General features: G+C 67.2%; 12 protein-coding genes. 9 read left to right on the forward strand and 3 right to left on the reverse strand.

Features of this window, described 5'->3' with window-relative positions:
- Positions 1–6: 6 nt before the first annotated feature.
- From AC1MED_RS04470 to AC1MED_RS04505, 8 genes are all read left to right on the forward strand, one after another.
- A complete protein-coding gene (locus AC1MED_RS04470) occupies positions 7–492 on the forward strand; it encodes a MarR family winged helix-turn-helix transcriptional regulator (RefSeq protein WP_346959922.1) in 486 nt (161 codons plus the stop codon).
- A gap of 97 nt (positions 493–589) precedes the next feature.
- Complete coding sequence (locus AC1MED_RS04475; RefSeq protein ID WP_479786540.1) at positions 590–2683, forward strand: MDR family MFS transporter; 2094 nt, start codon at positions 590–592, stop codon at positions 2681–2683.
- Positions 2684–2908: 225 nt separating this feature from the next.
- Positions 2909–4642: an ABC transporter ATP-binding protein gene (locus tag AC1MED_RS04480; RefSeq protein WP_479785656.1), complete on the forward strand. Its 1734-nt coding sequence runs from the start codon at positions 2909–2911 to the stop codon at positions 4640–4642.
- A 131-nt stretch (positions 4643–4773) separates the two neighbouring features.
- A complete protein-coding gene (locus AC1MED_RS04485) occupies positions 4774–6705 on the forward strand; it encodes an ABC transporter ATP-binding protein (RefSeq protein ID WP_479786541.1) in 1932 nt (643 codons plus the stop codon).
- A gap of 107 nt (positions 6706–6812) precedes the next feature.
- A complete protein-coding gene (locus tag AC1MED_RS04490) occupies positions 6813–7244 on the forward strand; it encodes an acyl-CoA thioesterase (RefSeq protein WP_479786542.1) in 432 nt (143 codons plus the stop codon).
- 83 nt (positions 7245–7327) lie between these two features.
- Positions 7328–7582: a hypothetical protein gene (locus AC1MED_RS04495; RefSeq protein ID WP_346959920.1), complete on the forward strand. Its 255-nt coding sequence runs from the start codon at positions 7328–7330 to the stop codon at positions 7580–7582.
- 114 nt (positions 7583–7696) lie between these two features.
- Positions 7697–9925 carry an McrB family protein gene (locus AC1MED_RS04500; protein WP_479785658.1) on the forward strand — a complete coding sequence of 743 codons (2229 nt, stop codon included), beginning with the start codon at positions 7697–7699 and terminating at the stop codon, positions 9923–9925.
- A gap of 34 nt (positions 9926–9959) precedes the next feature.
- Positions 9960–11156 carry a 5-methylcytosine restriction system specificity protein McrC gene (locus AC1MED_RS04505; protein WP_479786543.1) on the forward strand — a complete coding sequence of 399 codons (1197 nt, stop codon included), beginning with the start codon at positions 9960–9962 and terminating at the stop codon, positions 11154–11156.
- Positions 11157–11164: 8 nt separating this feature from the next.
- On the opposite strand, the gene AC1MED_RS04510 is transcribed toward AC1MED_RS04505, so the two are convergent.
- A complete protein-coding gene (locus AC1MED_RS04510; RefSeq protein ID WP_346959917.1) occupies positions 11165–11422 on the reverse strand; it encodes a hypothetical protein in 258 nt (85 codons plus the stop codon).
- 119 nt (positions 11423–11541) lie between these two features.
- Between AC1MED_RS04510 and AC1MED_RS04515 the strand changes: the two genes are divergently transcribed.
- On the forward strand, positions 11542–12204 hold the full coding sequence (locus AC1MED_RS04515; RefSeq protein WP_479785659.1) for a TetR/AcrR family transcriptional regulator: 663 nt from the start codon (positions 11542–11544) through the stop codon (positions 12202–12204).
- Between the two features lie 4 nt (positions 12205–12208).
- Here the strand turns inward: AC1MED_RS04515 and AC1MED_RS04520 are convergent, their stop codons facing one another.
- Both AC1MED_RS04520 and AC1MED_RS04525 read right to left on the reverse strand, forming a co-directional pair.
- Positions 12209–12637 (reverse strand): very short patch repair endonuclease, encoded by a 429-nt coding sequence (locus AC1MED_RS04520; RefSeq protein ID WP_479785661.1) that lies wholly within the window; start codon positions 12635–12637, stop codon positions 12209–12211.
- Positions 12638–12677: 40 nt separating this feature from the next.
- Entirely contained in the window at positions 12678–13112 is a 435-nt protein-coding gene (locus AC1MED_RS04525) for a pyridoxamine 5'-phosphate oxidase family protein (protein ID WP_479785662.1), read from the reverse strand.
- Positions 13113–13169 lie beyond the last annotated feature (57 nt).

Genomic DNA, 13169 nt, shown 5'->3' on the forward strand with positions numbered 1-13169 from the left:
CCACACATGTCAGTTGCATCGACCACTGCAGCCAAGTTGGTCCACCAAATCTTCGATCTCCAGCGCGCCGTCCGCTGCGTCGCCGCGGCCAACCTCCGCGGCGACGATACCGGCGTCGCGCTCCAGGGCGTGCTGCGCTTTGTGGGGGAGGGGGAAACCCGTGCCACCCAACTCGCGGAGCGGCTCGGCGTCAGCGCTCCCGTGCTCAGCCGGCACCTCGCCGAACTGCTCGAGCAGGGCTACGTGGTCCGCCGGCCGGACCCCGAGGACGGCCGGGCGCAGCTGATCGCGCTCTCGCCGGCCGGGGTCGAGAAGCTGCGCTCCATCGAGGCGCAGCGCGCCGCCACCCTGCAGGGCTTCCTGCAGGACTGGAGCGAGGACGACGTCGAAGCGACCTCGCGCACCCTAAAGAAACTAGCTGAATCCCTCAGGACTTCAGCCCGGGCAAAGACGGCCGGAACCACCGACACGACCACCTTTGTTGAGGAGTAACTCCATGGCCAGCCATGCTGCCGCCGCCGGGCCGTCCCCGGCCCCCACCGAGCAGGCGACCCCCGCACCGCCATCCCACCCCGAACCACAGGCGGCCATGAGCCACCGTCAGATCATGGAAGCGCTGACCGGCCTGCTGGCGGCGTTCTTCACCGCCATCCTGAGCAGCACCATCGTGGCCAACGCGCTGCCCACCATCATGTCCGAGCTCAAGGGCACCCAGACGGACTTCGCCTGGGTCATCACCGCGGCGCTGCTGGCCAACGCGGCCACCACCCCGATCTGGGGCAAGCTGGCTGACCTCTTCAACAAGAAGGTCCTGGTCCAGCTCAGTATCGTGATCTTCGTGGCCGGTTCCGTTATGGCGGGCCTGTCCGAGACCATCCCGCTGCTGCTGACTGCCCGCGTTATCCAGGGCATTGCGATGGGCGGCCTCACCGCCCTGGCCCAGGCCATCATCGGGTCGATGATCCCGCCGCGGGACCGCGGCAAGTACTCCGGCTACATGGGCGGCGTGATGGCCGTGGGCACGGCCGGCGGACCGCTGCTGGGCGGCTTCATCGTCGACAGCCCGCTCGGCTGGCGCTGGACCTTCTTCGTCTGCGTCCCGCTTGCCGTCGTCGCCTTGATCCTGCTGCAGGTCACGCTGAAGATCCAGCATGTCAAACGCCCCGCCAAGATCGACTGGCTCGGCTCCATCCTGCTGACCTCCGGCGTCAGCCTTCTGCTGATCTGGGTGTCCTTCGCCGGCAACCCGGACTACTACGACTGGTGGTCCTGGCAGACCGTCGCCATGGTGGGCGGCGGCATTGTGCTCCTTGGCCTGCTGGTGTTGGTGGAATCCAAGGTGGCCCAGCCCATCATCCCGCTCAAGATCATCTCCGAGCGCACCACCGCCCTGGCCATCCTCGCCTCCGTGGCCGTCGGTGTGGGCATGTTCGGCTCCTCTACGTTCCTGGGCCAGTACTTCCAGGTGGCCCGAGGCGCCACCCCCACCGAAGCAGGCCTGCTCACGCTCCCCATGATCGCGGGCAACCTGATCGGCTCCGTGCTCTCCGGCCAGCTGATCAGCCGGACCGGCAAATGGAAGCGCTACCTGATCGCAGGCGCCGTCGCGCTGATCGGCGGCCTCGGCCTGGCCGGCAGCATGGACCACACCACGGACCTCTGGCTGACCGGGATCTACACCGCCATCCTCGGCATCGGCCTGGGCCTGCTGATGCAAAACCTCGTCCTCGCCGTCCAGAACACGGTCCAGGCCAAGGACATCGGCACGGCCAGCGCCTCGGTAGCCTTCTTCCGGTCCGTCGGCGGCGCCATCGGCGTCTCGGTCCTCGGCGCCGTGCTGGGCAACCGGGTCAAGGACCTGGCCACCGAAGGCCTCGCTGCCGCCGGAATCAAGGTCCCCGGCGGATCCGCGGGGGCCAGCATGGACCTCAAGGATATGCCGGCACCCATCCGCGACATCATGCGGGCCGCCTACGGTGACGCGATCGCCGAGGTCTTTCTGATCTCCGCCATCATCGGGCTGGTGGCGCTGGTGGCCATCCTGTTCATCAAGGAAAAGCCGCTGCGCCGCACCGTGGACATCCGGCCGGAAGCTTCCGCCTCCGCCGCCGTCACGGGTTCGGGAACCGCCGCAGGCGTCGAAGCTGCCGCCGGGGCAGCCGCCCACGCCGCCGCCGCTTCCGCTTCCGCAGCGGGGTCCACCCCCGGGCACGACGCCGGTCCCGCCGCGGCGGGGCACGACGCCCCTGCCACCGGCATCGTCGACCTTGACCGTGAGTTCATCGAGGTCCTGAGCCGGCAGCGCACCAATGGGTCCCGGTTCCCGGACGCGGCCCGGCAGGACCTGGACAGCCGCCAGAACGGCGACGGCGCGGCCAGGGCCGAGCGGGAAGGGGCCCGGCTCCGGGCCAGGACGATGGTGGCCGAGGCCCGCGCCGACGACGCCGACATTGTGCCGTTGCTGCTGCAGACCCAGCGGCTGCTCGCCGAGCAGCAGGTGCAGCTGGCGGAGGCCCTGCGGGCCGTCCACGAGCAGGCCGCGGAGCAGCGCGCAATCGCGGCGGAGCAGGCCCGGGTGGCCGAGCAGCTCACCACGCTGCGGCGCCAGCTCGCCAAGGAACGCAAGCTGCAGCGCGCCGCCGCCGACTACATCGCCACCCACGGCCGGCACCGCGGCGAGTAGCTAAAGAACGGACGCGGCCCCGCGGCCACCCGACAAGGGTGGCTGCGGGGCCGTTTTTTCCGGCGGCAAAGCGGTCACCGTCGACGCCGGAGGTTTCACCCCGGCAGGGGATTTCGTAGAGTGGGACAGCTGAGGCTGTCGGCCCCATCTGCTATTTCTCTCCTTGCCGGATTTCTGCTTTTTCCTCTTCTGCGATTCATGAACCATTCCTAAGGATCCGTGGGCATGCTTGTCACCCTCATACGGCGCTATTCCAAGCCGTATCTGCCGTATATTGCGGCCGTCGTCGTCTTCCAGCTGGCCTCCACCATCGCGGCCCTGTACCTGCCCAGCCTGAACGCCCAAATCATCGATGAGGGAGTCAGCCGCGGCGACACGGACTACATCTGGCGCACCGGCGGGTTGATGCTCGGAGTCGCGCTGGTCCAGGTGGTCACCGCGATCGCCGGCGTCTACTTCGGTTCCAAGGCCGCGATGGCGTTCGGCCGGGACCTGCGCCGCGGCGTCTTCCGGAAGGTCAGCAGCTTCTCCGCCCGCGATGTCAACGTCTTCGGCGCCCCGACGCTGATCACCCGCGGCACCAACGACGTCCAGCAGGTCCAGATGCTTATGCTGATGGGGCTGAACTTTATGGTGGCCACCCCCATCATGTGCATCGGCGGCATCGTGATGGCGCTCCGCGAAGACCTCAACCTGTCCTGGCTGGTCTGGGTCTCCGTCCCGCTCCTGGTGGTCGTCGTCGGTTATCTGGTGGTCCGCCTGATGCCGCTTTTCCGCTCCATGCAGGCCAAGATCGACCGGCTCAACGGCATCCTGCGCGAGCAGATCATCGGCATCCGGGTGGTCCGCGCCTTCGTCCGCGAGCCGCACGAAGCGCAGCGTTTCGGCGCCGCCAACAAGGAACTCACCGACGTCTCCCTGAAGATCGGCGCCTTGTTCGTGCTGATGTTCCCGGCGATCGGCATGATCCTGCACGTCTCCACCGCCGCCGTGCTCTGGTTCGGCGGCCAGCGCGTGGACGCCGGGGAGATGCAGGTGGGCTCGCTGACGGCGTTCCTGCAGTACCTGCTGCAGATCCTGATGGCCGTCATGATGGGCACCTTCATGGCCATGATGATCCCGCGCGCCTCGGTCTGCGCGGACCGCATTGGCGAGGTGCTCGACGTCGAACCCTCCATCCACGAACCGCTCACCCCCGTCGCCCCGGCCGCCAAGGCGGGCCGGGTGGAATTCCGCAACGTCTCCTTCGCCTACCCCGGCGCCGAGGCGCCGGTGCTCAGCGACATCAGCTTCACCGCCGAACCCGGCCAGACCGTGGCGATCATCGGGTCCACCGGCGCCGGCAAGACCACCCTCCTGGCGCTGCTGCCGCGGCTCTTTGACGCCGCCTCGGGCGAGGTGCTGCTCGACGGCGTCCCGGTCACCCAGCTGGACCGCGCCGAGATCACCGGGCGCGTCGCGATGGTGCCGCAGCGGCCGTACCTGTTCTCCGGCACCATCGAGCACAACCTGCGCTTCGGCAAATCCGAGGCCAGCGACGCGGAACTCTGGGACGCCCTTACGGTGGCCCAGGCCGCCGACTTCGTCCGGGAGAAGAAGAACGGCCTCGGCGCCCGGATTTCCCAGGGCGGCACCAACGTCTCCGGCGGCCAGCGCCAGCGGCTCTGCATTGCCCGCGCGCTCGTCACCGAACCCAAGGTCTTCCTGTTCGACGACTCGTTCTCCGCCCTGGATGTCGCCACCGACGCCCGGCTCCGGAAGGCCCTCAAGGCCAAGACCGCGGACGCCACCGTCATCATCGTCGGCCAGCGCGTCTCCACCATCGCGGACGCGGACCAGATCCTGGTGCTGGACAACGGCCGGATCGTGGACCGCGGAACCCATGAGGAGCTCCTCGCCAGCTCCAGCACCTACCAGGAAATCGTCGAATCCCAGCTGACCGCGGAGGCCATCGCGTGAGCACCAACAATAAGCGCAGCCCCGACACCGCCGGCAAGGCTCGCCACGAAGTGCCCGCCGAAACCCCCGCCGAGGCGCCCGAGGAGGACTTCTACGAGGAGGAATTCACCCCCGGCGAGGCCGACGGCGGCATGTTCGGCGCCGTGCCCGCGAAGAAGGCCCAGCATTTCTGGCCCTCGGCGAAACGGCTGATGGGCCTGCTGAAACCCGAGCGGGCCGGCATTGCCACCGTCCTTGCGATGGTGACGGTCGCGGTCGTCCTCAACGTCATCGCGCCCCGCATCCTGGGCCAGGCGATGGACGTGATCTTCGGCGGCGTGATCGGCAAGCAGTTGCCGGCCGGCGCCACCAAGGACCAGTTCATCGCCGGACTGCGCTCCCAGGGCCAGGACAACTTCGCGGACATGCTGGCCAGGATGGACGTCGTTCCGGGCGTGGGCATCGACTTCCAGAAGCTCGCGTTCCTGATCAGCGTGGTGCTGGTGATGTACTTCGTCGCGAACATCTTCCTCTGGCTGCAGGGCTACGTCCTGAACGTGCTCGTGATGCGCGTGGTCCGCCGGCTGCGCGACGACACCGAAAAGAAACTGAACAAGCTCCCGCTGAACTACTTCGATACCCGCCAGCGCGGCGACACCCTCTCCCGCGTCACCAACGACGTGGACAACATACAGCAGGCCCTGCAGCAGGCGTTTGCGCAGCTGGTGAACTCCGCACTGACGGTGATCGGCATTGTGATCATGATGTTCATCGTGTCTTGGCAGCTGGCCTTGATTGCGCTCATCGCCCTCCCGCTCTCCGGCGTGGCCGCCGGCATCATCGGCGCGCGCAGCCAGAAGCTGTTCGCCGCGCAGTGGAAGAACACCGGCGAGCTCAACGGCCAGATCGAGGAATCCTTCTCCGGCCACGACCTGGTCCGTGTCTTCGGCCGCGACGCCGACATGCTGGCCCGCTTCGACGAACGCAACGAGGAGCTCTACAAGGCCAGCTTCGGCGCCCAGTTCGTCTCCGGCATGATCATGCCGGTCATGCAGTTCGTCTCCTACCTCAGCTACGTGGGGATCGCCGTCGTCGGCGGGCTGCGGGTGGCCTCGGGCGGGATGAGCCTGGGCGACGCCACCGCGTTCATCCAGTATTCGCGCGAGTTCACCCAGCCGCTGGGGCAGATGGCCGGCATGGCCAACATGCTGCAGTCCGGCGTGGCCTCCGCCGAGCGGGTCTTTGAGTTCCTCGACGCCGACGAACAGGACGCCGAGACCGCCGTCGAACACCTCCCGGCCAAAACCGACGGGCACGTAGAGTTCAAGCACGTCACCTTCAGCTACACCCCGGACAAGCCGCTGATCGAGGACCTGTCCTTCACCGCCGAGCCCGGCCACACGGTGGCCATCGTCGGTCCGACCGGGGCCGGCAAGACCACGCTGGTGAACCTGGTGATGCGCTTCTACGAGCTCAACGCCGGGGTCATCACGCTCGACGGCGTCGACGTCACCCGGCTCAGCCGCGCCGAACTGCGCTCCAAGGTGGGCATGGTCCTGCAGGACGCGTGGCTCTTCGGCGGCACGATTTACGAGAACATCCGCTACGGCAAGCTGGACGCCACCGAGGAGCAGATCATGGCGGCCGCGAAGGCCACCTTCGTGGACCGCTTCGTGCGGGCGCTGCCGGAGGGCTACAACACCGTCATCGACGAGGAAGGCAACAACGTCAGCGCCGGCGAGAAGCAGCTCATCACCATCGCCCGGGCGTTTGTGGCCAACCCGTCGCTGCTGATCCTGGACGAAGCCACCAGCTCGGTGGACACCCGCACCGAGGTCCTGGTCCAAAAGGCCATGGCCGCGCTGCGCACCGAGCGCACCAGCTTCGTGATTGCCCACCGCCTCTCCACCATCCGGGACGCGGACACCATCCTGGTGATGGAAGCCGGACGGATCGTCGAACAGGGCAGGCACGCGGAGTTGCTGGAACTGGAGGGCGCCTACTACCGCCTGTACATGTCCCAGTTCGCCGGGGAGGACGCCGACGCGTCCGTCCTGGAAGAGCCGACGGCGGTGCACAGTTGAGCGCCGGAGCTGCCCCCGGGGCCGAGCACGCGGCCGTGCCAGGGGAGCCCGCTGCCCACGGAGCCGAGCGGGCCGGTGAAGCGAGGCGCCTCGAGGTGCAGGTGCCGATGCGCTGGGGCGACATGGACGCGTACGGGCACATCAACAACGTGCAGCTCGTCCGGATCCTGGAGGAGGCCCGGATCGCGGCGTTCGGGCCGCCCCGCGGCGCGGGGCTGCCCGGCGTCGAACCTGAGGTCTCGCTCTTCAACGACATCCCGGAGGGCACCCTGGCGCTGGTCGTGGAGCACAAGATCCGCTACGTCCGGACCCTCGAATACCGCAACGTTCCCGCCGTGGTGCAGCTCTGGATCGGGGCGGTCAAGGGCGCCAGCTTCGACGTCCACTACCTCGTCCAGGACCCCGTCACGGGCGAGGACTGCGTCAAGGCAAGCAGCCACTTGGCATTCGTGGATGAGGCCACCGGGCGGGTCCTGCGTCTGACCCCGGAGCAGAAGGCCAAGCTCGCACCCTTCGTAGCGGCCCGCCAGACCCACTAGCCACTACCTCGCTGCCGGGATCGGTCCTAGACTGAACAGGCCCGCGGGATGCCTGCACGATGAGAACCTTAGGAGCACGGATCATGGCCAAGCGAAGCAAGATGAAGGCGCGGAAGAAGACCTGGAAAGAGCTCTCGCCGATGGCGAAGTTCGGCACCATCACGGCGGCCGTCGTCCAGCTGTCCCTCCTGATTGCTGCCCAGCGCGACATTTCGCGCCGCCCGGCGGAGGAGATCCGCGGCAGCAAGGCGCTCTGGCGGGCCGCCACCCTGATCAACTTCGTTGGTCCCGGAAGCTACTTCACCTTCGGCGTCAAGCGCCGCCCGGCCCTCAAGTAAGGCCCCGGCCGCCGCGCGGCGGACACCGTCGGTACCGCGGCCGAAAGCTACTGGCCGGTAGGTACGGTGTGCGGCGTGATGCGGGTGTTCAGCTTAAGCCTGTAAATTGAAGGCATGACCCCCAACAAAAAGCCCGCCATGCACCGCGCCCTCGGCATCTCCAAAGAGATCGAAGACGCGGCGTGGTTTGTGCTTGGCCCGGGGCTGCTCGGCAAGGCGTCGCCGCTGGACGGCCGGACCAGGACGTGGTCCGTTGCGGCGGCCTCGGAGTTGCTGGAGCGCCTGGACCGGGGCATCCCGGATCCCAAGGCGCCCATGATGACCAACCTCCGCGAAAACCTGGAGGGCGCCACCCGCGGGGCGAAACAACTGGCCGTGGAATTGTTGTTCCTGCAGTCGCTGCCGCTGGCGCACGAGGTCAAGTCGCTCAAGGTCAAACGGGCCCGCGTGGCGGAGGCAGCGTCCTGGCTGGAGCCGCCGCTGGAGCTCCCTAGCGAACTGTACGCCGGCATGACGGACCACGGCGTGATCCGGGACCGCACCGCCGAATTCAACTGGACCATCTGGGACCACCTGAAGTGGCTGTGCCGCTTCGTGCGGCACGTCGCGCAGCGCCCGGCCGGCGTCGTCCAGGCCGCCATCAAGGACCCGCTGGCCTTCCACGAGCTCACCGCCGGCACCCCGGAAGACCAGCCCGCCATCCGGCGCAGCATCGAATTCCTGGTCTGGCCGGCCTACTTCGAACCCGTCGTGGCCGACGTCGAACGCCAGGAGATCCGGGACGCGTTCGCCTCCCTGGTGGGTGGCGCCAAGGGCGACTCCGATGAGGAAGTCTCCGCTGACATCCACCGGATCCGGCTGCACCTCGACGAACAGGCCGGGCAGCGGATCGACTGGTACTCCCGGCAACTGGTCAGCCAGTGGCGGAAGGTGGGCGATCCCGGCCGCCGCGCCTGGCTGCTGCGCAGCCACCACGACAACGCGGACGTCCTCGCCGCCTGGCAGGACGAGGAAGCGGTGACGCTCGACGTCGAACACCTCCGCCTGCTCGATCCCGGCGTCACCGCGGGCGTGGTCCAGCACGCCGTGGACGAGGACTACAAGCACCTCAGCTATGTGGAGCGCGAGGACACCAAAACCGCGGTCTTCGCCTTCCTGACCGTGATGAAACCCGGCGACCTCACCCTCTACCAGACCTCCGGGACCGTGCGGGTGGGCGTGGTGCTGGGCGAACCCGAGCATCACGACGACAACCGCCGGCTGCGCCGCAAGGTCCGCTGGTTCGACGAGGTCCACTCGATGACAGAACTGCCCCGGCACGTGCAGCGGCAGCTGGCCAGCTCCGGGATCATCGTGGACGTCACCCGGGTGATCCAGGCACTCGAGACCCTGCTTCCCGCCGAGGCCGAGGCCGACGCCGGCGACGGTGCCGAGCCGGCCGCCGTCGTCGAACCCTGCGAGGGGTTCCGGCCGCTGACGGCGGAATTCGCCGCATCCCTGCACATGGACCTGGAGCCCCTGCAGGAAATCGCCGAACTGCTGGAGGAGAACCGCCAGCTCGTCCTCTACGGCCCGCCCGGCACCGGCAAGACCTACCTGGCCAAGCACCTCGCCGCCGAACTGGCCGGGGACACCAGCGACGAGCGGGTCAAACTCGTCCAGTTCCACCCCTCCTACGCCTACGAGGACTTCTTCGAAGGCTACCGGCCGGACAAGACTGACGACGGCCAGGTCTCCTTCAAACTAGTCGCCGGACCGCTGCGCCGGCTGGCCGAGGAAGCCGCCAAACCGGGCAACGAGAACAAACCGTACTTCCTGATCATCGACGAGATGAACCGGGCCAACCTGGCCAAGGTCTTCGGCGAGCTGTACTTCCTGCTGGAATACCGCGACGACCGGATCTACCTGCAGTACAGCCCCACCGAGCCGTTCTCGCTGCCGGACAACCTGTACATCATCGGCACCATGAACACCGCGGACCGGTCCATCGCGATGATGGACGCGGCCATCCGCCGCCGGTTCTCCTTCATCGAGCTGCACCCCAAGACCGAGCCGGTGAAGGGCTCGCTGCTGCGCTTCCTGCAGGCCCGCGACCTGGACACGACGCCGGCGCTGCTGCTCGACGAGCTGAACAACGCCATCGACGAGTGGGACCGGGACCTGATGATCGGGCCGTCCTACTTCATGAAGAAGGCCGCCCAGACTCCCACCGGGCTGCGCCGGATCTGGAAGTACGAGCTGATGCCGCTGCTCGAAGAGCACTACCACGGCCAGCTCAACCGGGCCCAGCTGGAGGAGCGGTTCGGCCTGGAGCAGCTGATGGCGCGCCTTGCGCGCGTCTAGCCTTGCCCCAGGCAGCTCCGTCCGCCACATCGTCCTGGACGAGCTGTCCGGGGGAGTGGTGGAACGGATCGACGCCGGCAGCGCCGCCTACATCAACGGCAGCGGGCTGGCCAAGGCCTCACCGCTGGGCATGGGCCTGTTCCGGATCGAACCTGTCGGCAAGGTGGGCTCCGTGCGCACCCCCTCAGTGCAGCTGGAGGTGCGGCCCAAGGAGCGGCTGGGCCTGCACCGGCTGCTGTTCCTGCTCGGCTACACGCAGCATCAGGGTTTCCGTGACGACGCCGTGGCCGCCGTCGAGGACACCGACCTTTGGAGCGCCCTCGCCGAATCCCTGGCCCAACTCACCGACAAGGCCCTCAGCCGGGGCGTGCTGCAGGGCTACCTGAACGTCGATGAGTCGCTCCGCACCGTCAAGGGCAGGATTCGGATGTCGGACCAGATCTCGCGCCGGCCCGGCATGCTGGTGCCGCTGGAGGTCTCCTACGACGAGTTCACCGAGGACATCCCGGAAAACCGCATCCTCCGCACCGCCCTCGAACGCATGTCGCAGGTGCCGGGGGTCCGGGCTGACGTGCTCAGCCGGTTGCGCCGGCTGAAGGGAAAGCTCGACGCCGTGACGCGCCTGCAGTCCGGGGCCCCGCTGCCGCCGTGGCGGGCCAGCCGGATGAACGTCCGTTACCACGCAGCCCTCCGGCTGGCGGAGGTCATCCTGCGCAACGCCTCGGCCGAGGCGGGGGACGGCAGGCAGCACTCGGCGTCGTTTGTAGTGGACATGTCCAAGGTCTTCGAGGACTTCGTCGGGACCGCGCTGCGCGAAGCCATGGCGGCGTACCCGGGCGAGATGCGGCTGCGCTACAACTCGATGCTCAACGAGGCAGTTCGGGACTCCGACCGGATCATGGTCCAGCCGGGCGCCGTGCATCTGCTCGGCGGCCGGCCGGTGATGGTGTACGACGCGAAGTACAAGGCGGCGTCCGACGTCGGCGCCTCGCTGTCCGCGGACCACTACCGGATGCTGGCGTACTGCACCTCGCTGCGGGTGCCCACGGCGTGGCTGGTCTATGCGGGCGCCGGCGAGATCAAGCTGCGCCGGATCCTGAATACGGACATCGACGTGGTGGAGTTCCCGCTGGATCTGTCCCTGCCGCCGTCGGACATCCTGGCTTCGGTGGCGGACCTGGCCCAGCAGTCCTGGGGCGAAGTCGTGCGGCAGGCGACGATCAGCCGCTAGCGGTAGACCTACGCGGTGTCGTCCTGCAGGGAGGTCGAGACGGACAGCAGGTGGGCCAGAAGGGCCTTTTCCGGCTCGCCGGGATTGTTGGCGACGTGCCCGCGGAGCTGTTCCCGGACGGCGGCCTCTTCGGGCTTGTCCTCGGAAAGAATGGCGTCGATGATGGCGGAAACCTGACGGCGCAGGGGCTCCAGATCCTCATGTGTTTCGGGGCTCCGGGCGGCGTGCCGCGTGCGGGTCTCGGTAGACAACAACAAGTGTGGCATGGTGCTCTCCTGCGGAGTTCGTAGTATCCCCACGTACTGACCAATAGAGTCCTAGTCCCCGAGTGTCGATTTTAGCCCAGGTAGACCAGTCTGTCTCGCGTAGCGGTAAGATATTTTTGATGTCTGTTTCAACCAATTCCCAGGCAACGCCCCCACAGCCCCCTCGCGCGGGCGGCGGTCGCATTCCTGCGGCCGGCGGTGAAAACACCGTCGGTGCTGCTGAGATTACCGGGATCCGGGAACGCATTTTGGACGTTGCGTACGAATTATTTTCGCGTCGCGGCGTGCGGGATGTGGGGATCAATGAATTGATCGCCCGGTCCGGGGTGGCGAAGGCCAGTTTCTACCGTCACTTCGCCTCCAAGGATGAGCTGGTGCTCGCTTTTCTGGAGCGCCGGGACCGGCAATGGACGGTAGCCACCATTATTTCCGAGGCGCGACGCCGGGGCGGCACCCCGGTGGAGCAGCTGCTGGCGATCTTCGATGTCTTTGCCGATTGGTTTGCGCGGGAGGACTTTGAGGCCTGCTCCTTTGTCAACATCCTGCTGGAGATGGGGCCCACCCACCCGCTGGGCCGGGCGAGCATTGACTACCTCGACAAGATCAGGGGCCATGTGCAGCAGCTCGCCGAGGAGGCGGACCTGGTTGACCCGGAGTCCTTCGCCCGGTCTTGGTACATCCTGATGAAAGGCTCGATCGTCGCCGCGGCCGGGGGAGACCGGGCGGCTGCCGGCCGGGCGCGGCAAATGGCCGAGTGGCTGATAGCGGCCCATCAGGCGTAGCGGGTCAGGCTTTGCTGGCCAGGAAGGTCTCGAGCTGCTGCTCCAGGGCAGTGAGGTCCTTGAGGTCGCATTCCCAGACGGTGAGTACTTCCCAGCCCGAGCTTTCAAGCAGGCGGCGCTGTTCGGCGTCGCGGATCCGGGTGCGGGCGCGCTTGGCTTCCCAGAAATCCGCGTTGGATTTGGGTGCATGCTGGCCGACCCTGCAGTCATGGAAATGCCAGAAGCAGCCGTTGACGAAGATGACTTTATGGCGGCCGGCGAACACCAGGTCCGGGTTTCCGGGGAGCCTGCCACCGCGGGCTGTGCCGTGCAGCCGGTAGCGGTACCCCTTGGCGTGCAACATCCGGCGGACCAGCAGTTCGGGCTTGGTGTTCTTCCCCCTGATGCGGGACATGTTCCAACTGCGCCGCTCCGGGGCGAGACTGTCCGCCATGGTTTAAGTCTAGGCGGCGGTGCCCGGCCGCGGACCTGGCCTAGATCTCCCGTTCGGGGTGCTCGCCGAACTGGAAGTGCCGGCCGCTGACCGACGTCGGATCGATCTCGACGTAGAAGTCCTTCAGGGTAGGCACCCACGGTTTCAGGTTCAACGCTTCGGCCGCGGCGATGTCCGCGGACTGCTCCAGGACCCGTGCTGTGCCGCGAACTACCACCGACCATGCCTCCTCAGAGAGGATGCCGTCAGTTTCGAACAGCACCTTGGCGTTGATGGTGAGCTCGGCCAGTTTGTTGCCGGGGGCGGTGCGGAGGTAGAGCTTGCGGTTATTGACGGCGTAATTCACCGGAAAAATGTCCGGCTCACCGGCCACGGTGACGACGAGCCTGCCGTGATGTGTGCCTTCGATGAGTTTCCAGGTCTCATCCTCGGACAGGTTCAGGATGGGGCTGTTGTCTGCGTGTTCGAACATCATGGGCTCATTGTTCTGTCCCGTGTAGAAAAATGCCAGAGGCCATCGGAAGTGATTGCC

The sequence above is a fragment of the Arthrobacter sp. BI5 genome (genome assembly GCF_056680065.1).

Excerpts from the sequence above, each read along its gene's own strand:
- AC1MED_RS04470 (WP_346959922.1), top strand. The coding sequence starts at position 7 with ATGTCAGTTGCATCGACCACTGCAGCCAAGTTGGTCCACCAAATCTTC.
- AC1MED_RS04475 (WP_479786540.1), top strand. The coding sequence starts at position 590 with ATGAGCCACCGTCAGATCATGGAAGCGCTGACCGGCCTGCTGGCGGCG.
- AC1MED_RS04480 (WP_479785656.1), top strand. The coding sequence starts at position 2,909 with ATGCTTGTCACCCTCATACGGCGCTATTCCAAGCCGTATCTGCCGTAT.
- AC1MED_RS04485 (WP_479786541.1), top strand. The coding sequence starts at position 4,774 with ATGTTCGGCGCCGTGCCCGCGAAGAAGGCCCAGCATTTCTGGCCCTCG.
- AC1MED_RS04490 (WP_479786542.1), top strand. The coding sequence starts at position 6,813 with ATGCGCTGGGGCGACATGGACGCGTACGGGCACATCAACAACGTGCAG.
- AC1MED_RS04495 (WP_346959920.1), top strand. The coding sequence starts at position 7,328 with ATGGCCAAGCGAAGCAAGATGAAGGCGCGGAAGAAGACCTGGAAAGAG.
- AC1MED_RS04500 (WP_479785658.1), top strand. The coding sequence starts at position 7,697 with ATGACCCCCAACAAAAAGCCCGCCATGCACCGCGCCCTCGGCATCTCC.
- AC1MED_RS04510 (WP_346959917.1), bottom strand. The coding sequence starts at position 11,422 with ATGCCACACTTGTTGTTGTCTACCGAGACCCGCACGCGGCACGCCGCC.
- AC1MED_RS04515 (WP_479785659.1), top strand. The coding sequence starts at position 11,542 with ATGTCTGTTTCAACCAATTCCCAGGCAACGCCCCCACAGCCCCCTCGC.
- AC1MED_RS04520 (WP_479785661.1), bottom strand. The coding sequence starts at position 12,637 with ATGGCGGACAGTCTCGCCCCGGAGCGGCGCAGTTGGAACATGTCCCGC.
- AC1MED_RS04525 (WP_479785662.1), bottom strand. The coding sequence starts at position 13,112 with ATGATGTTCGAACACGCAGACAACAGCCCCATCCTGAACCTGTCCGAG.